Origin of the sequence: Streptomyces sp. WAC 06738, assembly GCF_003945505.1 — a bacterium.
In the GTDB taxonomy this organism is placed as follows: Bacteria; Actinomycetota; Actinomycetes; order Streptomycetales; family Streptomycetaceae; genus Streptomyces.
Map to the genome: position 1 here is coordinate 6,025,279 of NZ_CP029618.1, position 23,127 is coordinate 6,048,405.

General features: G+C 73.3%; 16 protein-coding genes. 8 read left to right on the plus strand and 8 right to left on the minus strand.

Going from position 1 to position 23,127, the window contains the following annotated elements:
* The first annotated feature begins 7 nt into the window (after positions 1–7).
* The 7 genes from DMB38_RS26630 to DMB38_RS26660 all read left to right on the plus strand — a co-directional run bounded on the left by DMB38_RS26630 (position 8) and on the right by DMB38_RS26660 (position 10,196).
* A complete protein-coding gene (locus DMB38_RS26630) occupies positions 8–1,957 on the plus strand; it encodes a glycosyltransferase family 2 protein (protein WP_125937276.1) in 1,950 nt (649 codons plus the stop codon).
* Between the two features lie 55 nt (positions 1,958–2,012).
* The gene (locus DMB38_RS26635) at positions 2,013–4,115 is read left to right on the plus strand and encodes an acyltransferase family protein (protein WP_125937277.1); all 2,103 of its coding nucleotides are present in this window, start codon (positions 2,013–2,015) and stop codon (positions 4,113–4,115) included.
* A 14-nt stretch (positions 4,116–4,129) separates the two neighbouring features.
* On the plus strand, positions 4,130–5,461 hold the full coding sequence (locus tag DMB38_RS26640; RefSeq protein ID WP_125937278.1) for a hypothetical protein: 1,332 nt from the start codon (positions 4,130–4,132) through the stop codon (positions 5,459–5,461).
* 18 nt (positions 5,462–5,479) lie between these two features.
* Entirely contained in the window at positions 5,480–6,820 is a 1,341-nt protein-coding gene (locus DMB38_RS26645) for a UDP-glucose/GDP-mannose dehydrogenase family protein (protein WP_125937279.1), read from the plus strand.
* Between the two features lie 54 nt (positions 6,821–6,874).
* A complete protein-coding gene (locus DMB38_RS26650; RefSeq protein WP_125937280.1) occupies positions 6,875–8,308 on the plus strand; it encodes a polysaccharide pyruvyl transferase family protein in 1,434 nt (477 codons plus the stop codon).
* Positions 8,308–9,378, plus strand: a complete 1,071-nt coding sequence (locus DMB38_RS26655) for a hypothetical protein (protein ID WP_125937281.1) — start codon at positions 8,308–8,310, stop codon at positions 9,376–9,378. The genes DMB38_RS26650 and DMB38_RS26655 overlap by 1 nt, the downstream gene beginning before the upstream one ends.
* Before the next feature lie 86 nt (positions 9,379–9,464).
* A complete protein-coding gene (locus DMB38_RS26660) occupies positions 9,465–10,196 on the plus strand; it encodes an MBL fold metallo-hydrolase (protein WP_125937282.1) in 732 nt (243 codons plus the stop codon).
* A gap of 11 nt (positions 10,197–10,207) precedes the next feature.
* Here DMB38_RS26660 and DMB38_RS26665 read toward each other — a convergent pair whose 3' ends face one another.
* The 8 genes from DMB38_RS26665 to DMB38_RS26700 form a co-directional block, all read right to left on the minus strand.
* Complete coding sequence (locus tag DMB38_RS26665) at positions 10,208–10,792, minus strand: TetR/AcrR family transcriptional regulator (protein WP_125939297.1); 585 nt, start codon at positions 10,790–10,792, stop codon at positions 10,208–10,210.
* Positions 10,793–10,833: 41 nt separating this feature from the next.
* Complete coding sequence (locus DMB38_RS26670) at positions 10,834–12,117, minus strand: hypothetical protein (protein ID WP_125937283.1); 1,284 nt, start codon at positions 12,115–12,117, stop codon at positions 10,834–10,836.
* Complete coding sequence (locus tag DMB38_RS26675; protein ID WP_125937284.1) at positions 12,117–12,599, minus strand: hypothetical protein; 483 nt, start codon at positions 12,597–12,599, stop codon at positions 12,117–12,119. Before DMB38_RS26675 ends, DMB38_RS26670 begins: the two co-directional genes overlap by 1 nt.
* Entirely contained in the window at positions 12,596–14,776 is a 2,181-nt protein-coding gene (locus tag DMB38_RS26680; protein ID WP_125937285.1) for a right-handed parallel beta-helix repeat-containing protein, read from the minus strand. The genes DMB38_RS26675 and DMB38_RS26680 overlap by 4 nt, the downstream gene beginning before the upstream one ends.
* A 110-nt stretch (positions 14,777–14,886) precedes the next feature.
* A complete protein-coding gene (locus tag DMB38_RS26685; protein ID WP_125937286.1) occupies positions 14,887–15,789 on the minus strand; it encodes a lysozyme in 903 nt (300 codons plus the stop codon).
* A gap of 505 nt (positions 15,790–16,294) precedes the next feature.
* Positions 16,295–18,151, minus strand: a complete 1,857-nt coding sequence (locus DMB38_RS26690) for an ABC transporter ATP-binding protein (protein ID WP_125937287.1) — start codon at positions 18,149–18,151, stop codon at positions 16,295–16,297.
* Positions 18,148–20,094: an ABC transporter ATP-binding protein gene (locus tag DMB38_RS26695; RefSeq protein ID WP_125937288.1), complete on the minus strand. Its 1,947-nt coding sequence runs from the start codon at positions 20,092–20,094 to the stop codon at positions 18,148–18,150. The genes DMB38_RS26690 and DMB38_RS26695 overlap by 4 nt, the downstream gene beginning before the upstream one ends.
* A gap of 34 nt (positions 20,095–20,128) precedes the next feature.
* Positions 20,129–21,424 carry an MFS transporter gene (locus DMB38_RS26700; RefSeq protein WP_125939298.1) on the minus strand — a complete coding sequence of 432 codons (1,296 nt, stop codon included), beginning with the start codon at positions 21,422–21,424 and terminating at the stop codon, positions 20,129–20,131.
* Between the two features lie 341 nt (positions 21,425–21,765).
* On the opposite strand from DMB38_RS26700, the gene DMB38_RS26705 reads away from it, so the two are divergent.
* On the plus strand, positions 21,766–23,004 hold the full coding sequence (locus DMB38_RS26705; RefSeq protein WP_125937289.1) for an Ig-like domain-containing protein: 1,239 nt from the start codon (positions 21,766–21,768) through the stop codon (positions 23,002–23,004).
* Positions 23,005–23,127 lie beyond the last annotated feature (123 nt).

Below are 23,127 nucleotides of genomic sequence, written 5' to 3' on the forward strand. Positions count from 1 at the left end.
CCGCACGATGACCACCCCTGCGGACACGGCCGCGGCCGGACCCATACCCGACGTGACGGTGATCACGGGCGCGTACAACTCGATGCCCTACATCACCCGCAGCGTCACCTCGGTGCTGGAGCAGACCATCGGCACCGACCGGCTCCAGATCCTCGTCATCAACGACGGGTCCACCGACGGCACCGGCGCGGAACTGGACCGGCTCGCGGCCGAGAACCCGGGGCTGACCGTCATCCACCAGGAGAACTCCGGCGGCCCGGCCGGCCCGCGCAACGTGGGTCTGGAGCGGGCCACCGGCCGCTACGTGTTCTTCCTCGACGCCGACGACTACATCGGCCGCGAGACGCTGGAGCGGATGGTCCACCTGGCGGACACCCACGGCACCGACGTGGTCGTCGGCAAGATGATCGGCGTCAACGGCCGCAACGCCCCGACGTCCATGTACCACCAGAACCTGGCCCGCACCGACGTGTTCAGCTCCCGCGTGTACTGGACGCTGAACCCGATGAAGCTCTTCCGGCGCGAGCTGGTCGAGAAGCACCGGCTCCGCTTCCGGCCCGAGCTGCGGGTCGGCCAGGACCAGCCGTTCACCAGCGCCGCGTACCTGAACGCCGACGGCATCAGCGTGATCGCCGACTACGACTGCGTGTACTGGGTCAAGCGCGACGACGGCGGCAACAACACCTCCGTCACCAAGGGCACCGCGCCGCGGATCCGCTTCCTGCGCGCGATGTTCGAGCTGGTCGGCGAGTACGTGCCGGAGGGCCCGCGCCGCCACCACCTGCTGGCCCGGCACTACACCATCGACCTGCCGCACACCATCCGGCAGTTGCGCCGCGAGAAGAACGCCTCGGACCAGCGCGAGGCGTTCCAGGACATGCGGCGGCTCTTCGACGAGTACTACAGCGAGGGCATGGCGGCCCGGCTGTCGGCGGTGGAGCGGCTGCTGATGGAGCTGGTGCGCCGCGGCGACCTCGACGACCTGCTCACGGCGTCGAAGTACCACAAGAAGCTGGGCGACCGCGAGGCGGAGCACCTGACGGAGAACGGCCGGGTCTACGCCCGGTTCCCGTTCTTCCGCGACCCGGCCAGGAACATCCCCGACGAGTTCTACGACATCACGGACGAACTGCCCATCCCGTTCCGGGTCGGCAGGGCGGAGCTGGACCCCGCCACCGGCGTCGTCCACCTCGCCGGGAAGATCAAGGCGCCCGCGCCCGGCGGCTGGAGCGCCCCGCCGGAGATGCTGCTCAGGCAGCGCGGCGGCATCGTCGAGCACCGGCTGCCGCTCACCGTGGCCGAGTCCCGCGACGACGCCGGCTACCAGGACTTCCGGCTGGACATCGACCCGGCGACCGCGGGCGGCGGCGAGCCGCTGGCCGAGGCGCTCTGGGACCTCTCGCTGGCCTCAGGCGACGCCAACGTCACCCGGTTCGGCGACCGGAACAACCAGGGCCTCGCCAAGCAGCCGGCGATGCACGCCGCGCCCAAGCACGCCGGCTCCGGCCAGGTCGTCACCCTCTACGCGATCCGCTCCACCGGCCACCTCACCCTGGAGATGGGCGAGATCAAGCACCACGCGGCCAAGCGGTTCGACGTCGCCGCCCAGCCCGTGACGCGCCGCGACGAACTCGTCGTCGACGTGCGCGCCACCGTCTCCGGGCTGCCCGCGGACGCGGTGCGGCTCGACGTCGAGGGCCCGGCCGGCGTCGTCGCCTCCGCCGTCGCCCACCCGGGCAAGGCCGCCGGTGCCACCCGGAAGTACCGCGCCCGGCTGCGGCTCCCGCGCGAGGCCCGCAAGCACCGCGACGACTTCACGCCGCGGGTGACCGTACGCGCCGGGAGCCTCGCCTGGACCGTGCCCGTCACCCCCGCCGAGCCCGCCCCGGCCGACGCGGGACCGCCGGCCGGCCGGAACATCGTCACGGTGCTGCGCCGGCTCGCCGCGCGCAAGTGACGGCAAGGCACGGCAGGCGTACCCCACACCACCAGCACCGTTACCCGGAGGGTTGATGCACGGCCAGCAGGCCCCGGCGCTCGAAGCGCACGATCCGACCGAGCGCCGGTCCCAGCCGGACGCGCAGCGCGCGGCCGGCCCCGGCCGGGGGTTCCGCCCCGACGTCGAGGGCCTGCGGGCCGTCGCCGTCGGGGTGGTGCTGCTCTACCACGCCGGCGTCCCGCTCATCTCCGGCGGCTACGTCGGCGTGGACGTCTTCTTCGTCATCTCCGGCTTCCTCATCACCGGGCTGCTGGTGCGCGAGCTGGAGCGCAGCGGGCGGATCTCCCTCACCGGGTTCTACGCGCGCCGCGCCCGCCGGCTGCTGCCGTCGACCGCCGTCGTGCTGGCGGCGGTCGCGCTGCTGGCGTGGCTGCTGATGTCGCCGGTGGAACGGAAGACGGTCGCCAAGGACCTGGCCGCGGCCGCGCTGTACGTCGTCAACTGGCAGCAGGCGTCGCTCGCCGTCGACTACTCGGCGCTCGGTGCCGAGGCCAGCCCCGTACAGCACTTCTGGTCGCTGGCGGTCGAGGAGCAGTTCTACCTGGTCTGGCCGCTGCTGATCATCGCCATCGGCTGGTGGTGCACGCGCCGCGGCGGCAAGGCGGTGCGCCCGCGGCTGGCCGTCGCGCTCGGCGCCATCGCCGTGGCCTCGTTCGCGTACTCGGTCCACCTCACGGAGCAGGAGGCCGGCGCCGCGTACTTCTCCACCTTCACCCGCGGCTGGGAGCTGGCCGTCGGCGGGCTGGTGGCGCTGGTGCCCGCGGACGCCTGGCGCCGGCTGCCGGGCCGGCTCGCCGGCGGGCTGGCCCTCGCCGGGCTCGCGGCCATCGCGGTGGCCGCCTTCGGCTTCTCCGACGAGACCCCGTTCCCCGGCTCCGCCGCCGCGCTGCCCGTGCTGGGCGCCGCCGCGATCATCGCGGCCGGCGCCGCGGCGCAGGACACGGCCGGGGCGAAGCTGCTGGGCACCGCGCCGATGCGGTACGTGGGGCGCATCTCGTACTCCTGGTACCTGTGGCACTGGCCGGCCGTCGCCTTCGCGACCGTCAAGTGGCCCGGCATCACCACCGCACAGCTCTCGGTCGTGGTCGCGGCGAGCTGGGTGCCCGCCGCGCTCACCCACAAGCTGGTGGAGAACCCGGTACGGGTCTCGCGCGCGCTGGCGCCCGTGGGCCGCGGCCTCGTGCTCGGCCTCGCCTGCACCGCCGCCGGCGCCCTGCTGGGCTGGCTCACCTGGGCCACCGTACCGACCATGAAGCTCGCCGACCCCTCGCAGGCCGTCGGCGCCGCCGCGCTGCAGGACTCCACGAAGGTCCAGGAGTCCGCCTCCGTGCTCAGCCCGCTGCCCGAGGACGCCGACGCCGACGAGGGCGCGGTGTACGGCAACGGCTGCCACGCCGGGCAGCGCGACACCGAGGCCGAGGGCTGCGTCTACGGCGACAAGAAGTCGGACACCACCGTCGCGCTCTTCGGCGACTCGCACGCCGCGCAGTTCTCCCCGGCGCTCATCACCATCGCCGAGGAGCGCGGCTGGCGGCTGCTGGTCCTCACCAAGTCCGCCTGCACGCCCGCCAAGGTCACCATCTACAACCGGCAGTACGAGCGCGACTACACCGAGTGCGACGACTGGCGCGCCTCCGCCGTCGAGCGCATCGCGGCGGAGAAGGCCGACCTCGTCCTCGTCGGCAACCGCGACGACCAGGCGGCCATGCGCGGCGGCGACAAGCTCGACGGCGACGACAACACCGCCGCCCTGCGCGACGGGATGGCGGCCACGCTGCGCGAGCTGAAGGAGAACGGGGCGGACGTCACAGCGTTCGCCGACATCCCGTACCCGCCGCAGGACATACCCTCGTGCGTGTCGGGAGCCACCGACCGACTCACCGACTGCGCGTTCCCGCTGCGCGAAGGGCTGGATTACGAGCAGGTCACCACGGAGGCGGCGAAGCGGACCGGGGTCGACGTCATCGACCTCGGGCCCGAGCTCTGCCCGGACGGTACCTGCCCGGCCGTCATCGGCAACGTGATCGTCTACCGGGCCGGTGAGCACATCACCGAGACGTACATGCAGACGCTCACGGGCTGGCTGGACGACCAGTTGCCGGAGAGCGTCGGATGAGAGAAGGACTTCTGATGCCGACGCAGCCAACGCCGCCGTCGCTGGTGCCCACGGTGCCACGCGGCGGCCGCCTCCTCCACATAGGTCCGCACAAGACCGGCACCACCGCGCTGCAGGGCGCGTTCCACAGCGCCCGCGACCGGCTGCCCGCGTACGACGTGGTCTACGCCGGCAGCAAGCGGCAGCCGGTCGCGGCGGCGCTCGCCAAGATCGGGGTGGAGTTCCCGGGGCCCGCCGGCACGCCCGTACGCGAAGAGCTGGACGTGTTCCTGCAGCGCGACCGCCCCGGCATGGAGCGCTGGCGGCGGCTGGTCCGGCAGTGCGAGGAGGCCGGCGACCGGCGCACGGTCATCAGCACCGAGTACTTCTCCAACGCCGGTGACGACGCCGCCCGCGAGGTCGTCGCGGAACTCGGCGGCGGGGGGCGGGTGCACGTGGTCGTCACGCTGCGGCCGCTGCTGAAGATCCTGCCGTCGCAGTGGCAGCAGTACGTGCGCAACGGGCTGCGCTCGTCGTACGAGGACTGGCTGGAGGCCATGTTCCACCGGGAGCCGTGTATCGAGCCGACGCCCAGCTTCTGGCGTCGGCACCGGCACGACGAGCTGATCGCCCGCTGGGCGGCGGCCGCCGGCCCGGAGAACCTCACCGTCCTGGTGCAGGACGAGTCCGACCAGCAGATGCAGCTCCGCGTCTTCGAGGAGTTCGCCGGGCTGCCCTCCGGGTTCCTCGTCTACGACGAGCGCGACAACCGGTCGATGACCCACGGTGAGGCCGAGCTGGTCCGGCTCCTCAACGAGGAGTCGCACCGCCGCGGCTGGTCCGTGGAGCGGCACGGCAAGGTCGTACGCGCCGGGGCGCTGCGCCGGATGCGCGACAAGTACCAGCCCGGCCGCGACGAGGCCCGCGTCACCACCCCGGAGTGGGCGGTGGCCGAGGCCACGGAGCTGGCCGGGGAGATGACGACCGCCATCGCCGCGCTCGGCGTCAACGTCGTCGGCGACCTGGCGTCGCTGGCGAAGCGGCCGAGCGCACCGGCCGCGCCGCCGGCCGAGGCGACGATCCCCGCGGCCGCGGCGGCGCAGGCCGTCATCGGCGCGCTGCTCGCGCAGTCCTCGCTCGATACCAGGGCCGCCGCCGAGGCGGCCGCGCACGATAGCAAGGCCGCCGCGGCGGCGAAGGACGCCACCGGGCCGAACTCCTCCGGGTCCGGCGCGTCCACCGCCACCGGGACGGCCGCCCCCACGCCCGAGCCGGCGCCCGCCGACGCCTCCGCCGGAGGCCGGGGCGGCGCCACCAACCCGCTGCGGAGCGCCGCCAGGCGCGGCCTTCGCCGTATCCGCCGATAACCAGAAGGACCTGCACGGATGTCGTTGAGAATCACTGTGATCGGCACCGGGTACCTCGGTGCCACGCACGCCGCCGCGATGGCGGAGCTGGGCTTCGAGGTGCTCGGCCTGGACGTCGTCAAGGAGAAGGTCGAGCTGCTGTCGGCGGGCAGGGTGCCGATGTACGAGCCGGGTCTCGAAGAGCTGCTGCGCAAGCACGTCGCGGGGGTCGAGGGCGCGACCGGGCGGCTGCGCTTCACCACGGACTGGGACGAGGTGGCCGCCTTCGGCGACGTGCACTTCGTCTGCGTGAACACGCCGCAGAAGCAGGGCGAGTACGGCTGCGACATGAGCTATGTCGACGCCGCGATCGACACCCTGGCGCCGCGGCTTGACCGCCCGTGCCTGGTGGTCGGGAAGTCGACGGTGCCGGTGGGTTCCGCGGCCCGGCTGGCGCGCCGGCTGGCCGAGCTGGCCCCGGCGGGCGAGGAAGCCGAGCTGGCCTGGAACCCGGAGTTCCTGCGCGAGGGCTTCGCCGTCGAGGACACCCTGCGCCCCGACCGCGTCGTCGTCGGGGTGGCGAGCGAGCGCGCCGAGGAACTGCTGCGCGAGGTGTACGCGGGTCCGGTCGGCGACGGCGCCCCGTTCGTGGTCACGGACTACCCCACGGCCGAGCTGGTGAAGACGGCCGCCAACTCCTTCCTCGCCACGAAGATCTCGTTCATCAACGCGATGGCGGAGATCTGCGAGGCGGCGGGCGGTGACGTGGTGAAGCTGGCCGAGGCGATCGGCTACGACGACCGGATCGGGAAGAAGTTCCTGCGCGCCGGGATCGGCTTCGGCGGCGGCTGCCTGCCCAAGGACATCCGCGCGTTCATGGCCCGCGCCGGTGAACTCGGCGTCGACCAGGCGCTCACGTTCCTCCGCGAGGTCGACTCGATCAACATGCGCCGCCGCGCCCACATGGTCGAACTCGCCCGCGAAGCCTGCGGCGGCACCTTCCTCGGCCGCCGGATCGCCGTCCTGGGCGCCGCGTTCAAGCCCGACTCCGACGACGTGCGCGATTCCCCCGCGCTCAACGTCGCCGGGCAGATCCACCTCCAGGGCGGCCAGGTCACCGTCTACGACCCGAAGGGCATGGACAACGCCCGCCGGGAGTTCCCCACGCTGCGCTACGCGGACTCCGCCGAGGACGCGGTCGGCAGCGCCGATGTCGTGCTGCATCTCACCGAATGGAGCGAGTTCCGCAACCTCGACCCGCGCCGGCTCGCCCGCGCCGTAGCCACCGCGCACCTCATCGACGGCCGCAACACCCTGGACCCGGCGCCCTGGCGCGCCGCGGGCTGGACCTTCCGCGCCATCGGCCGTCCCGCGCTCTGAACCCCGTCCCGTACCACTCCGCAGCACCCCCACACGAACGGAACCGCCCCCACCATGAAGCACCTTCTCATCCGCTCAGGTAAGAGCCCCTTCCACGTCCCGACGACGACGGAGGTCATCCAGCAGGACCTCATCGGCACCAACTCCGGGAACCTGCTCTTCAGCGACGCCGTCCACAAACTGCTCCTCACCCCGGACACCGACGTCACGTCCAACGGCATCAAGACGGACTACTCCAAGGAGCGCGCCGCCCGGATCAACGAGGAGTACGACGCCTTCGTCGTCCCGCTCGCCAACGCCTTCCGGCCGTCGTTCGAGGCCTCCCTCAACCGGCTCACCAGGCTCATCGAGCAACTGACCATCCCCGTCGTCGTCATCGGCGTCGGTGCCCAGGTCGCCGCCGACTACGACACCGAGCGGCTCAAGGCCATCGAGCCGTCGGTGAAGAAGTTCATGAAGGCGGTCCTCAAGCGGTCCGCGTCGGTGGGCGTACGCGGCGAGCTGACCGCCGGCTACCTGAACGACCTCGGCTTCAAGGACGTCGACATCATCGGCTGCCCGTCGATGTTCCTCCACGGCGACACCTTCCCCGCGATCCGCACGATCGACGCCGGCATCACCGACGCCTCCCGGATCGCGATCAACGTCTCGCCGGACGCCGCCCGCGTCGGCCCGATCGCGGAGATCGCGCGGCGCGCGTACGAGCGCTTCGACGACCTCGTGTACTACGCCCAGAACCTCACCGACGCGGAACTGCTCTTCTGGGGCGACACGTCGGTGGAGAAGGGGCTGAACCCGGAGCTGCCGACCGCCGGCGCGCACGGCCTGCTGCGCGACGACAAGACGCGGGTGCCCACCGACCCGTACGGCTGGATGGCCGAGCTGCGCGAGCGCGACTTCGCCTTCGGCACCCGCATCCACGGCAACATCGCCGCGCTGCTCGCCGGCACCCCCGCCGTCGTGCTCGTGCACGACTCGCGCACCCTGGAACTCTGCCGCTACTTCGGCATCCCGCACGAGATGCTGGCCGACCAGCCCGCCGACATGGACCCGGCCAAGGTGTACGAGAACGCCGACTTCTCCGGGCTGCACACCGGCCACCAGGAGCGCTGGGACCGCTTCGTCCGCTTCCTCGACCGCAACGACCTGAAGAACACCTACACCCACGGCGACGGCGGCGCCGCCTTCGAGAAGCGCATGGCCGATCTCGACCTGCCGCCCTCGATCCGGATGTGGGACGGCTCCGACGACGGGGCGTACGCCTACCGCTTCGCGTGGCTGCACGAGCGGGCGGACATCGCCCGCAAGCGGCTGGACGGCGCGGTGCGCCGCGCCACGGAGCTGAAGGAGCGCAACGACGAGCTGGCCGGCGAGGTCGAGCGGCTGGAGAAGCGGCTCTCCGGTCTCGAGCGGCGCGTCGCGGCCATGGACAAGCGGCCGATGGCGCGGCTCGGCGGGGTCTTCAAGGGCCGGGGCGGGCGGGGCTGATGGCTCAGCGGCAGGGCGCGCTCCCGCCGGGTACCCGGCTGGTGCACATCGGGCCGCACAAGACCGGCACCACGACGCTGCAGGGGGCGTTCCACCGCAGCCGGCGCGCGCTGGCCGCGCACGGCGTCCGGTACGCCGGCGCCTCCCGGCAGCCCGCGCACGCCGCCGCCGCGATCGCCGGCGGGACCCCCGTGCACAGCCTGGAGGCGCCGAGCATGGCGCACTGGGAGAAGCTGTGCGCGGAGGTCGCGGGCGCGGGGCGGCGGCGCCGGGTCGTCGTCAGCAGCGAGCGCTTCGCCAACGCGGACGCCGCTGCGGTGCGCGCGGTGGTCGACGGGCTCGGCGGGGAGCGGGTGCACGTCGTCGTCACGCTGCGGCCGCTGGTGAAGATCCTGCCGTCGCAGTGGCAGGAGTACATCAAGTCCGGCCACCAGCACACGTACGACAAGTGGCTCGACGGCATGCTGCGCAGGCCGCCGTACCGGAAGCCGACGCCGTCGTTCTGGCGGCGGCACCGGCACGACGAGCTGGTGGCGCGCTGGGCGGACGCCGTCGGCGCCGACCGGCTCACGGTGGTCGTCGTCGACCCGGCGGAACCGCTGGCGCACCTGCGCGCGTTCGAGGGGCTGCTGGGGCTGCCGGACGGGCTGCTGGAGCCGGAGCAGGACGGGTTCACCAACCGCTCGCTCACCGCCGGGGAGGTGGAGGTGCTGCGCCTGGTGAACAGGGAGCTGGCCAGGGCCGAACGCCCGGCGCCGGAACGCAAGCTGGTACGCGAGGCCCTGGTGCGCTGCCTGCGCGGGGCGCACGTGCCGAAGGACCCCGCGGAGCGGATCGCCACGCCCGCGTGGGCGCGGCGGGCGGCGGCGGAGGTGAGCGCGGAGATGGTCGCGGGGATCAGGAAGTCGGGGGTCCGGGTGGTGGGGGACCTGGACACGCTGGTGCCGGAGCCGGCTGCCGGGGACTTTGCGGGGCCCGTGGAGTCCGCCGCCGCGGAGCCGTCGCTTCCGGTGGGTGCGGCGTACGCGGCGGTGACGGGGGCGCTGCTGGCGGCGGCGGAGGCTCCGTAGCGCCGGGGCCCCGGGGGCGCCGCGGCCCGGCATATAGTCCGGGTCCCGGGCCTGTCGGCGCCGGGCGGCGAGAGGGAGGCGGGCACATGGCGGAAGCGGTGCCGGGGCTGGTGCGGATCACGGACCGGGTGTGGTGGTGGCCGCACCACCCGGACCCGGACCGGGTGCAGGCGGGCGTCGGGGTGATCGCCGGCGACGACGGCTGCCTGCTCGTCGACGCCGGTCACAGCCCCGCGCTGGCCCGCCGGATCGCGGGCGCCCTCGGCGGCGCGGGCCTGCCGAAGGCGCGGGCCCTCGTCTACACCCACCACCACTGGGACCACGTCTGGGGCGCGCAGGAGTGGGCCGTGCCGGTGACCGCGCACGAGCTGACGGCTGAAGCGCTCCGCGCGGAGGCGGAGAAGCCGTGGTCGGAGGCGTACGTACGGGCCGGGATGGCCCGTGACCCGCGGCTGGTCCCGAGCTATACGGCGCGGCTGCGCGCCATGGCGGAGGACGGCTGGGACTCGTTGCGCATCGTGCCGCCCGCCGAGACGTTCACCGGCCGGCACGAGATCCGGCTCGGGGGCGTGACGGCCGAGCTGCGGCACGTCGGCGGGGGACACGCCGCGGACTCGACGGTGGTCGGGGTGCCGTCGGAGGGCGTGCTCTTCGTCGGCGACTGCTACTACCCGCCCCCGTACCACCTGCGGGAGGAAGGGGCGGGCCCGGACCTGGCGCTGGCGCGGGAGCTGGTCGGCGGGGAGTACGAGTGGTACGTGGAGAGCCATGAGGCACCGCGCCGCCGGAAGGAGGCGGAGGCGGCCCTGGGAGGCTGACCCCCGCCCCCTCAGTCCAGCGTGCGCGACAGGTACGCGTGCAGCAGCGTCCGGGTCTCCGCCAGCAGTGCCGCGTCGCCCTCCGGGTCGGCGCGGAACGCGAGTTGGAGCAGCGCGTCGGCCGCCTCGACCGCCACCAGGCACGACCGCTGGAGCGACGGCGTCACCGGCAGAGAGAGCCGCTCCGCGAGGATGGCGCAGAGCCGGGCCGCGACCGGGTCGTTGGCCTCGAAGTCCACCTGCGCGAAGCCCGGGACCGTCCGCATCATCGCGACGTACTCCGCCAGCATCGAGTCCAGGATGCGCCGCCAGCCGGCCTGTGCGGGCTCGGCGGCCAGCCGGCGGGTGATGCGGCCGGTGAAGTCGTCGAGGTTGCGGGCGGCGAGCGCGTCGGCGAGGGCGCGCTTGTTGGGGAAGAAGCGGTACACGGAGCCGATGGGCACGCCCGCGCGGTCGGCGACGGCGCTGGTCGTCAGCTCCTCGTAGCCGGTCTCGTCGAGGAGTTCCGCGCAGGCGTCGAGGATCCGGGCCAGCCGCTCGGCGCTGCGCTGCTGGACGGGGGTGCGGCGGAGGGAGGGGGTGCTCACGCCGTCCATGGTGCCGGACCGCTCCGCCGCCGCGCCGCCGGGCCGCACGGTCACGCGGCCAGCAGCAGGGTCAGGCCGCCGACGGTGTAGCAGACCATCAGTGCCAGCAGCGGCAGTTGGCCCGCGACCGCGCGGGCCGGCGGGAAGAGGCGGACGGCGCGGTCGTGGGCGGCGACGACGCCCAGGACGTGGCCGGTGACGACGGCGGTGACCTGGAGCGCGGCGAGGCCGCCGGGGGAGAGCGGGGGGTCGTTCGGGGCCGGGTCGTCGGTGCCGGATGCGATCGTGACGGTACGCGGGCCTTCGGTGACGAAGAGCGTGAAGTAGTGGGCGACGAGGTAGCCGAGGGCGATCGGCAGGAGGGAGTGGGCGAAGGCGGACAGCGGGTGGGCGAGACGGCCGGAGACCAGGCGGACGGCCGCCGCGCAGGCGGCGTACAGGACGGCGACGAGGGCGACGGCGGTGAGCAGGCCGAGCGTGGCGGTGGCGGTGCGGCCGAGGGAGGAGGTCTGCAGGGTGTCGATCCAGGAGGGCGCCGCGGAGAAGCCGTCGTAGGCGGTGGAGCCGAGGAGCACGCACAGGACGGCGGTGAGCCCCGGGAGCGCGGGGGTGGCGTCGAGCCCGGCGAGGGGGGAGCGCAGGACGAGCACGCCGTCGGCGGGGCGGCGGCCGACGGGGGCGAGCCGGGCGAGCAGCGCGCTGTACGCCTCGAAGGGGTCGCACTGCGCGAACCAGCGGTCGCCGTAGACCGCCGCGCCGGTGAGCTGGACGGCCGCGTGGGCGGCGAGGAACGCCGACAGGGCGGCGGTGGCGGCCGGTTCGGGGGCGGCCAGCTCCAGCCAGGTGAACGCCAGCAGCCCGGCCGCGGCGGGCCGGTGGCCGAGCCGGGCGGGCAGCGGGCGGCCGGCGGCGGGGTCGCGGCCCAGGGCGCGGCAGGCCAGGGCGTGGAGCGTACGGAGCGGGTTGAGCAGGCGCCAGACGGGGCCGAGGAGGAGGGAGGCGGGGACGAGGCCGACCCAGAGGAGCACGTAGACCGCGCCGGGCGCGGGGTTGCGGGCGGGATCGTCGGGGCCGAGGAGCAGGTGGCCGGCGACGAACGCGGCGGCGGCGAGTCCGGCGCCCGCGGCGGTGCGGCGCAGCGCGGGCGCGGCGGCGAGGCGCTGTACGGCGCGGGGCAGGGGGCGGCCCGCGGTGGCACCGGCGTAGCGGGGTTCCGGCCAGAGGAGGCCGAGCGCGAGGAAGGAGACGAGCAGCGCGGCGAAGCCGCCGGCGTAGGCGTAGAAGGCGGGTATCGGCAGGTCCTGGGTGCCGCCGACGCCGTGGGCGAGGCGCATCAGCGCACCATGAGCTGGGTGAGGACGAGACCGGAGCCGTGCGTCTCGACGTCGAACACCCCGGCGCGGTCCGCGGTGAACGCCAGCTCGGCGGGGCGTCCCGCGCGCAGTTCCGCGGTCTTGTCGTAGCCGTGGACGTGGAGTTCGTCGTCGGTGTCGCCGGTGACGAGGAGGGTCACGCGCTCGCCGAGTGCCACCTCGACGCGTCCGGGCGCGGGAACGACCTCGCCGTCCCGTACGGCGATCTCGACGACGGTGCCGGTGGCCGTACCGGTGTCCGCGTCCGAGCCGTCGGCACCGCGGTCGGGCACGTCGGTGGCGGGCGGCACGGATCCGGTGGCGACCTCGTGGCCGGTGCCGGGCTCGTGGTGGGTGTCGCCGCGCGAGCAGCCGGCGCCGGCGAGCGCCAGGAGCACGGCGGCGACGAGGCCGAGGAGGGCGAGACGGGCGGTGGGAGAGGGGGCGGGAGCCAGGCGGCTCATGCGAGGCCGGCCTCCGGCGCCGGGCCCGCGGGTCCGGGACCGGCCGCGGGGCGGCCGGACTCGGGGTCCGCCGCGGGCGTCGCGTGCTCCGGTCCCGGACCCGCCGGTTCCGCCACCTTCTCCGCCGTCGGGTCCGCCTCCCGGTCCGCCGCCGGGTCCGGCGCGGGGACGCGCCTGGCCACCGCTATCACCGCCCAGATCACCCAGACCAGCCCCAGCAGCGTCCGCAGCCACGCCGGGCTCAGCGGTGTCCACGGGATGAGCAGCACCGACTTGTCGAAGGCGTCCAGCAGCGTCAGCACGCCCATCGCCACCGTCACCCCCGTGAACCCGGGCCGCCCGCCCGGCAGCCGGGCGCGCAGCCGCAGTCCGGTCGCCGTCCACCAGGCGCCCAGCAGCACCAGCGCGACGACCGGTACCCAGGTGTGCGCGTACGAACTCGCCGCCCCCACCACGTCGAGCACCAGCCCCGCCGCCCCCGCCACCGCGGCGCCCCCGGCCACCGCGTCCCGCCGCAGCAGCCGCCACCACAGCACCCCGCCGACCAGCCCCAGCACCACCGCCACGGCCAGCGCGATCTGCACCTCGATCCGCTCGATGCCCCGCGCCCCGTACCAGTCGCACCCCGCGGGCAGCTTCCGCGCCCGCACGTCGTACTCCGCGCACACCAGCAACTGCGCCAGCTTCACCGGCTCGCCGACGATCCGGTCGGAACCGCCGGAGACGTCGCCGGGCCGCGAGCCGCACTCCGGCAGCGTGCGCGGGTTGCTCGCCCCCGCGTCGCCCTGCCAGCAGTTGCCCTCGCCCTGCCCGTCCCACCACACGTCCGTCTTGTTGGGCCGCTCGTTGCCCGCGCGGTCGACGCCGAGGTGGTTGCCGGCGTAGCGGTTGTGGTGCGAGGTGTCGAGCTGCTTGCCGGGGGATCCCTCGCCGCGGATGAAGGCGGGCACGGCGTTGAGGTAGAACGCCGCGCGCTGGTGCCCGTAGATCCAGTTGTCCCGGTAGATGTTCCAGTTGCCGCCCGCGGTGATGATGCCGGTCCCGGGTGGCATGGATATCTGCGGGCAGACGACGCCCTGCTCGTAGCCGCGCTCCGCGGGCGGTTCGGCGCAGGTGCCGTCGGCGACGTACGGGTAGTAGTTCTGGTTGTTGTCGTGGATGAGGTTCCGCTCGAACCTGGCGTGGTTCTGCGGCAGTCCCGGATGGCCGGGGAAGGCGCTGTCCATGGAGGCGCCGCCCATGTTGTGGTCGAACTCGTTGTCGTGCACCCAGACCGAGTCGCCCGCGGTGCCGGAGTAGCCGACCATGTTGTGGTGGCTGCGGCAGCCGGTGATCTCGATGGCGTAGCGGGGGACGTCGTAGCCGCGGCCGTCGTTGATGTCGGAGGCGCTGCCCGGGTAGATGCCGGAGTCGCCGTTGCCGTACGACTCGCAGTCGCGGTACAGGCCGTGGTCGGAGGCGAAGGTGAGGAAGCCGTACTCGTCGTTCCACCGGGTGAGCACGTCGTCGATGACGAAGCCGTCGGCGGCCAGCACGTACAGCGAGTTGAAGGTGGAGCGCTGGGCGGTGAAGTTGCGGAAGTAGACGCCGTCGGCGGAGTCCGCGCGGATGACGTTGAGCTTGCGGTACTGGCCGTCGATGACGACGTCGCCGCGGTCGGCGCCGGTGCCCTCGATCTGCAGGTCCCGCTTGCCCATGATGGCGACGAGGTTCTGGTTGTGCGGGCAGCGCTCCTGCTGCGCGTACGACAGGATCTGGTACCCGAAGTCGGACCGCGGCGCCTTCAGCCGGGCGCAGGACCCGGTGGGCTTCGGCCGGCTGGGCTCCTCCAGATAGACGCCCGGGAGTATGGCGATGGTCATACCGGGTGCGTCGACGGCGTCGACGGCCTCCTGCAGATGCTCGTAACCGCGGTCGCGGCAGCGCTCGTACAGCCGGAGGTTGCGCTCGCGGAGCGCGGCGGGGAAGTCCGCGATGCGGTCCTCGAAGTCCGCCCGGCCGGGTTTGCAGACCAGCAGGTCGGGCTCCTCGTCGCGGTAGGCCGGCACGCTGCCGGTGCCGTCGGGGAACTCGACGGGGCGCTCCTCGTGCGCGGCGGCGGGGGCGGCGGTGAGGAGCAGCGCGCCCAGCGCGACGAGCGGGAGAAGGGCCGTTCGGACCTTACGCGTCCACGACATGGCGGAAGAGTAGAGCAACTTTCATCTTTTGTGACCCCCGGGCGCGGGGGCCCATGCGGAAGGGGCCGGCCGTAGCCCGGCTGGCCCCTTCGTCGCATGATCTCCCCGGGCTACGCGGTGTTGTTCGCCAGCGCCAGCAGCCGGTCCCGGCTGCCGTTGAACTTGTCGCGGTCGACGTTGCCGGAGATGCCGGCGACCCGACCGGTGCTGGTGTACTGCCACACCGTGTAGAAGGGGAAGCCGTTCGGGATCGACGGGCTGTGCGCGGAGGTCCAGTGCGCGACCCACAGCGGGCTGCGCGAGGCCATGCCGTTCCAGCCTCCGGTGCAGGTGTTCCACCAGCTCGGGCTGGTGTAGATGACGACGTCACGGCTGGTCCGCGCCTTGTACGTGTTGTAGAAGTCGAGGATCCAGTTGCGCATCGCGGTCTGGGAGAGCCCGTAGCAGGTGGCGCCCGACGGGTTGTTCTCGATGTCCAGCACCCCGGGAAGGGTCAGGTTGTCGCGGGACCAGGCGCCGCCGTTGGAGGCGAAGAAGTTGGCCTGGGTCGCGCCGCTGGAGGAGTTCGGCCGGGCGAAGTGGTACGCGCCGCGGATGACGCCGGCGCGGTAGGCGGCGGGGTAGTTGGTGTTGAACGAGGGGTCCTTGTAGGTGGTGCCCTCGGTCGCCTTCATCCAGGCGAACTGGATGCCGGCGCTGCGCACCGACGACCAGTTGATGCTGCCCTGCCAGTGCGAGACGTCGATTCCCTGCACACCGGTGGTGTGGTCCATCGGGCTGACGTCGGGGGACGACTGGTCCGAGGTCACGCCCATGCCCATGTAGGCGTGGCCCAGCGGCACGGGGTTCTTCTTCCTGGCGTCGCTGTCGGCGGCGGGTGAGGACGCGGCCGAGGGGGCGGTGAGCCCCGCGACCAGGGCGAGGGAGGCGCCGAGGACGACGGCGGCGCCGGCGCGGGTGCGGCCGGCACGGCGGGAGAAGAGGCGGTGGGTGAGTGATGTGGGCAGGTGCATCGCGGCCTCCTGGCACTCGTGTGCTCTGTGGGGGTGGGGAGAGGCGGTGCTGGGGTGCTGCTTGTACGCACAGACCGGAATTCTGATGCGTACACGACAAGAGTGACGCATAGGAACGCCTGCCTGAGAAGGGGGGACCGCCACCCTTTATGGTCCAGTCCAGTGACGCGTGCGCTGAGCTGCGGTTACCGGAGCGGAAATCGTCAACTTTCATGGTGTGAAAGCCGAAACGAAGAATAGCATTCCGGTCACGGAGCGTGCCAGACTAGACACGCTGTGCACCCCCACGGTCATCCCCACCCCGAACCCCACCCCCCACCCACCCCGTTACCGCCCACCACCCCACCGGTCGCGTCGGAATGCGCCCGATGCCGTAGCCGTCAACGCGCGGGCGTGATCGTTTTCGTACGTCCGCTGCCCCTTTCGAGACGTCGACGGACCACGCCCCGCCCGGCTGCGCTGCCTCTAGCGCAGGGCGCCCTCCTCCGTGGCCGCCCCCGGAGGGTCAGAGGGTGCTGTCCTGCCAGGCCTGGTGGAGGGCCGCGAAGCGGCCGCGGTCGGCTATGAGGGTGGCCGGGGGGCCGTCTTCCACGATGCGGCCCCGGGACATCACCAGCACCCGGTCCGCGATCTCCACCGTCGACAGGCGGTGGGCGATGACCACCGCGGTGCGGCCGTGCAGGACCGTCCGCATCGCCTCCTGCACCGCCTGTTCGCCCGGGATGTCCAGCGACGACGTCGCCTCGTCCAGGATCACCACCGCCGGGTCCGCCAGCAGCGCGCGGGCGAACGCCACCAACTGGCGCTGGCCCGCCGAGATGCGGCCGCCGCGTTTGCGTACGTCCGTGTCGTAGCCGTCCGGGAGCGCCGTGATGAACTCGTGGGCGCCCAGCGCCTCCGCCGCCGCCTCGATCTCCTCGCGGGTCGCGTCCGGGCGGCCGATCGCGATGTTCTCCGCCACCGTGCCCGAGAAGAGGAACGCCTCCTGCGTGACCATCACCACCCCGCGCCGCAGCTCCGCGTTCGCGATCTCCCGCAGGTCCACGCCGTCCAGCAGCACCCGGCCCGCGCTCGGGTCGTAGAACCGCGCCAGCAGCTTGGCCAGCGTCGACTTCCCCGCCCCCGTCGAGCCGACGACCGCCACCGTCTGCCCCGCCGGCACCGTCAGGTCGAAGCGGGGCAGCACCTCGCCGCCCGTACGGTACGAGAAGCCGACCCCCTCGAAGCGCACCTCCCGGCCCGGCAGCCCCTCCCGCCGCGCCGGCAGCGGCCGCGGCTCCGCCGGCTCCGCCACGCCGGGCCGCTGCGCCAGCAGCCCGGCGATCTTCTGCAGCGACGCCGCCGCCGACTGGTAGGAGTTGAGGAACATCCCGAGCCGGTCGATCGGGTCGTACAGCCGCCGCAGATAGAGCACCGCCGCGGCCAGCACCCCCAGCGCGAGGTCGTCCTCCGCCACCCGGTACGCGCCCCAGAGCACGATCGCCGCCACGAAGGCGTTCGCGGTCAGCCGGGAGCAGACGACGTAACGGGCCATCTCCAGGATGGAGTCGCCGTTGACCCGCTCGTGGTGCCCGTTGAGCCGGTCGAAGTCCTCGTCGTTCGCGCGCTCCCGGCGGAACGCCTGGACGGGCCGGATGCCGTTCATCGTTTCGACGAACTTCACGATCACCCGAGCGATCGCCGTCGACCTCTTGGTGTAGATCTTGATCGAACGACGCTGGAAGTTGCGGATCAGCAAGTACAGCGGCACGAACGACAGCAGCGCCGCCCCGCCGAGCCCCAGGTCCAGCCAGAGCAGCAGCGCGGAGATGTACACGACCTGGAGCACGACGACGATCAGCTCCTGCAGCCCCTCGCTGAGCAGCTCGCGCAGCGACTCCACGTCGCTGGTGGAGCGGGAGATGAGCCGGCCCGAGGTGTAGCGGTCGTGGAAGTCGACGTCGAGGGCCTGTGCGTGGCGGAAGATGCGGCCGCGCAGGTCGAGCAGCACGTCCTGGTTGATGCGCGCGGCGGCCCGTACGAAGGTGTGCTGGAGCAGCCCGGACGCCAGCGCGCAGACCGCGTAGGCGATGCCGACGGCGATCAGCGGGCCGTGGTCGTCGCGCCGCAGCGCGGGCACGGCGTGGTCGATGGCGTACGCGACCAGCAGCGGACCGGCTTGCACGGCGGCCTGCTGGAGCAGGATCAGCACGGTCGCGGCGGCGACCCGGCGGCGGTGCGGGGCGAGCAGCGAGCCCAGCAGGGTGCGGGACGCGCCGTCGGGCGCGGGCAGCAGGTCCTGGTCGAACGGGTCGGTCCGCGGGCGCGGGCGGTCGTCGTCCGGCTCCTCGCCGCCGGGTCTCTCGGTGACCGTCGCCGTCATCGCCGCTCCCCCTCGTCGCCGTGCGCGGTCCCGGCCGCGCCGTCCGTCCGCTCCTCCGGTACGCCCGCCATCAGCGCGCGGTACTCCGCGCTGCCGTGCAGCAGTTCGTCGTGCGTCCCGACCGCCGCGATCCGGCCGCCGGAGAGGAGCGCCACCCGGTCGGCGAGCAGCACCGTCGACGGCCGGTGCGCGACCACCAGCGCCGTGGTCGTCGCAAGCACCCGCCGCAGGGCGGCCTCGACCAGCGCCTCGGTATGCACGTCGAGCGCCGACAGCGGGTCGTCGAGCACCAGGAAGCGCGGCCTGCCCACGATCGCCCGCGCCAGCGCGAGGCGCTGCCGCTGGCCGCCGGAGAGGCTGAGCCCCTGCTCGCCGACTTCCGTGCGGTGGCCGTCCGGCAGCCGGTGCACGAAGTCGGCCTGCGCGATGTCCAACGCCCGCAGCAGGTCGTGCTCTTCGGCCTCGTACGAGCCCATGAGCACGTTCTCGCCCGCGGTCGCGGAGAAGAGCGTCGGCTCCTCGAACGCGACGGCGACCAGCGCCCGCAGCTCGTCGCGGGGGAGGGCGGTGATGTCGCGGCCGTCGAGGCTGATGCGGCCGGCGGTCGGTTCGTACAGCCGCGGGACGAGCGCCGTGAGCGTCGTCTTGCCGCAGCCGGTGGCGCCGACGAGGGCGAGGGTCTCGCCGGAGCGCACGTGCAGGTCGACGCCGTCGAGTACGGGCGCGGTGCCGGGGCCGGCGTCGGGGTGGCGGAAGACGACGCCGGTGAAGCGGATGCCGTCCGCGGCTTCCGGCGGGGGCCCGGTGCGCTGCGCGGGCACGGCGGGGGAGGGGGCAGCGGGTGCCGCGGCGGTCTTGCGGTCCGCCGCGTCGGCCTCCGGCTCGTCCAGCACCTCGAAGTAGCGGTCCGCCGCGGTCGCCGCCTCGTTGCACATCGCCAGCAGGAACCCGATCGACTCCACCGGCCAGCGCAGCGCCATCGCCGTCGACAAGAACGCCACCAGCGTCCCCGCCGACAGGTCGCCGTCCGCGACCTGCACCGTGCCCAGCACCAGCGCCGCGCCGATCGCCAGCTCGGGCAGCGTCATGATCAGCGCCCAGATCCCGGCCAGCAGCCGCGCCTTGTGCAGCTCGGTGCCGCGCAGCTCGTGGGTGAGCCGGCGGAACGCCTGCGCCTGGCTGCGGTGCCGGCCGAAGCCCTTGACGATGCGGATGCCGAGCACCGCCTCCTCGACCACCGTCGTCAGGTCGCCGACCTGGTCCTGCGCCCGGCGGGCGGCGCCGAAGAAGCGCCGCTCGAACGCCGAGCAGAGCGCGACCAGCGGGATCACCGGCGCCAGCAGCACCAGCCCGAGCGTCCACTCCTGCACCAGCAGGACCGCGCAGCCGACCGCGATGGTCGTGCCGTTGACGACCAGGAACGTCAGCGGGAAGGCCAGGAACATCCGGATGAGCTGGAGGTCCGTCGTGCCGCGGGAGAGCAGTTGGCCGGAGGCCCAGCGGTCGTGGAAGGACACCGGCAGCCGCTGGAGGTGCCGGTACAGGCTCGCCCGCATCGCCGCCTCCACGCCGGCCAGCGGGCGCGCCACCAGCCAGCGGCGGAAGCCGAACAGCGCCGCCTCCGCGATGCCGAGCGCGAGGATCAGCAGGCCGCCCAGCCACACGCCCGCCGAGTCGCGGTCGGCCACCGGGCCGTCCACGAGCCACTTGAGCACCAGCGGAATCACGAGGCCGATACAGGACGCGACGATCGCCACCCCGGCCGCGGAGAACAGCCGCACCCGCACCGGGCGGACGTACGGCCACAGGCGCAGCAGCGAGCGCACCGCGGAGCGGTCCTCCTCGCCGCCCGCGGGTGGTCCCGCGAGGCCGGGGCCGGTACCGGCGGTGGTCGGGGAGTCGGCGGGCTCGGGCTCTTCGGTGCGTGTGTCGGCTGCAGGCATCGCCCCCGAGCCTACGTAAGGGCAGGCTAACCGCTCACCCTGTTTTCCCTTTCCCTGACCTGTCGGTCATGCGCCCATCCGTCCGCCGGGTGTCCGCTTTGACGGGATCTTTGCGTATGCCGTCCACCCTGCGCAGGTTGCGTATCGCCGGTACGGCGAGCAGTGTGCACGCCGTCAGCACCGCCAGCCCGCCGTTGAACACCAGCACCGCGTGCGCGCCGAACGCCCCCGCGGCCGGCCCGGCGAGCGCGTTGCCCACCGGCAGCATGGCGACGGAGCCGGCGATCTCGTACGCGTTCACGCGGCTCAGCGCCGCGGGCGGCACCTGCGTCTGGACGCTCGTCGCCCACATCACGCTCCAGAACGCGAGCGCCGCCCCGGCCACCGCCATCGCCCCCGCGATCGCCGGCACCGGCAGCCCGAGCCCCACCGCCGCCGGCTGGGCGCCGAAGCCGAGCGCCGCGATCGCCCCGGCGCGCAGCGGGTGCGCCGGGCGCAGCCGCATCGCGACCAGCCCGCCGACGACCATCCCGGCGCCCATCACGGAGTTGACGACGCCGTACGCCCCGGCCCCGTACTCCCTCACCACCTCCGCCGCCACCAGCGGCACCGTCGGGCCCCAGGAGCCGATCATGAAGACCATCCACACCACGATGACCGCCCACATCCAGGTGCGGGACGAGAACTCGCGCCAGCCCTCCGCCAGATCGGCCCGGAGCGCGCGCCCGCGCCCGCCCTTCGCCGGCGGTTCGGGCGGCGCGTCGTCCGCCGGGCGCGGCGGCAGCCGCAGCAGCGCCAGGCACAGGGCGCTCACGGCGTACGTCCCGGCGTGCGCGGCGTAGACGCCGCCGGGCGAGGTGAGGCCGACCAGCGCTCCCGCCGCCGCGGGGCCGGCGAGCGTCATCGCCGACTCGGCCGTACGGATCGAGGCGTTGGCGCCCTGCACGTCATCGGCGATCCGCGGGATGATGCCGGCGATCCCCGGCTGGAACATCGCGGACGCGGTGCCGTTCAGCGCGGACAGCGCGCAGACCTGCCAGAGCACGACGTCACCGGAGAGGAAGAGCCCGGCCGTCGCCAGTTGCGTGCCGACCCGGGCGAGATCGGCGCCGATCATCACGGCACGGGCGTTGAACCGGTCCGCGAACACCCCGCCGAAGAGGACGAACCCGGCGAAGCACGCCGTCATCGACGCCATCGCCAGGCCGACCGCCCCGGCGCCGTAGCCGTGCATGATCAGCCCGGCGGCGAGTGCGACGGGCGCCATCATGTCGCCGAGCCTGGCGATGCCGCGGGCGACGAAGAAGAGGCCGAACTCGCGGCTGCGCAGGGGCCGTCGCGGCGGCTCCGGCAGCGCCGGCGGGCCGCCCTGCGGCGGGGCGGGGGTCCCCGGCGGGCGGGCGCGCCGCGCCGGATCCCGTGGGCGGGGGACGAGGGTGCGGAAGATGCGGAAGAGGAGGTCATCGGGTTGCAGTGTCACCCGGCGGCTCCGGGGGCGCCACCGGATTACCGCGCCGCAAGCGCCTGCGCGGCGCCCACCAGTTGGGACCGAACGGTGACAATCGCGCGGCGTCACATCTCCATGGCTGGGGATACCTTGAACGCAAAGGCGCGCATGTGACCACGCGCGGGGGACTTCTGGCTCGGTGTGGCCGAGGGGAGAATACGGCGTTGAAGGTGGAGCGGATACGAAGGGGACGTACCCGGCACAGCCTGGCGGCGCTGCTGACCGGCGCCGTGCTCGTCGTGGTGACGGCGTGCGGCGGCTCCGACGGCGGGGACGGCGACGGGGGCAAGGGCGGTTCCGGGGGTCCCGGCTCCGGCGGCAAGGAGCAGAAGGTCTCGCAGGCGGTCGTCGAGATCACGCCGAAGGACGGCGCCGACGCGGTCGGCACCCAGGGCGACCTGAAGGTGACCGCGGACAAGGGCAAGCTCGTCTCCGTGAAGGTGGCGGACGAGAAGGGCACCGAGGTCGAGGGCGAGATCTCGGAGAACGGCGCCGAGTGGAAGCCGTCCGGCCACCTGCGCACCCAGACCAAGTACAAGGTGCACGCCGTCGCGAAGGACTCCGAGGGGCTGGAGTCCGCCAAGGACACCACCTTCACCACCGTCGTGCCGGAGAACACCTTCATCGGCCACTTCACGCCCGAGGACGGCAGCACCGTCGGCGTCGGCATGCCGGTGTCCCTCAACTTCAACCAGCCGATCTCGAACATGAAGGAGGTCGAGGAGGCCATCGAGGTCACCGCCGACCCCGACGTGGAGATCGAGGGCCACTGGTTCGGCAACCAGCGGCTGGACTTCCGCCCCGAGGAGTACTGGGAGCCCGGCACGGAGGTGACCCTCAGCCTGCGCCTCGACGGCGTCGAGGGCGCGGACGGCGTCTACGGCGAGCAGCACAAGGACGTCGGCTTCGAGATCGGCCGCCGCCAGGTGAGCACGGTCGACGCCGACAGCAAGAAGATGAAGGTCGAGCGGAACGGCAAGACCATCAAGACCATCCCGGTGACGACGGGCGCGCCGTCCACGCCGACCTGGAACGGCAAGATGGTGATCACCGAGCAGCTCGAGGTCACCAGGATGGACGGCGACACGGTCGGCTTCGGCGGCGAGTACGACATCAAGGACGTACCGCACGCGCAGCGCCTCTCCACCTCCGGCACCTTCATCCACGGCAACTACTGGTCGGGACAGGCCACGTTCGGCTCGGCCAACGCCAGCCACGGCTGCATCGGCCTGTACGACGCCCGCGGCGGCGGCGACAAGTCGACGCCCGGCTCCTGGTTCTTCCGCAACTCCCTCATCGGCGACGTGGTCGAGGTGAAGAACGCCAAGGACGAGGTCATCGCCCCGGACAACGGCCTGAACGGCTGGAACATGTCCTGGGAGGAGTGGACCGCACCGCAGTGACGGCAGAGAAGTGACGCAAGACGGCAGTCCCTCCGCCGGATGATCCGGACGGACGGCACACGGGGCCCGGTGTGTGAGCAAGCGCACCGGGCCCCGTCGCGTTAATGAGCGCTAACGTGTGGT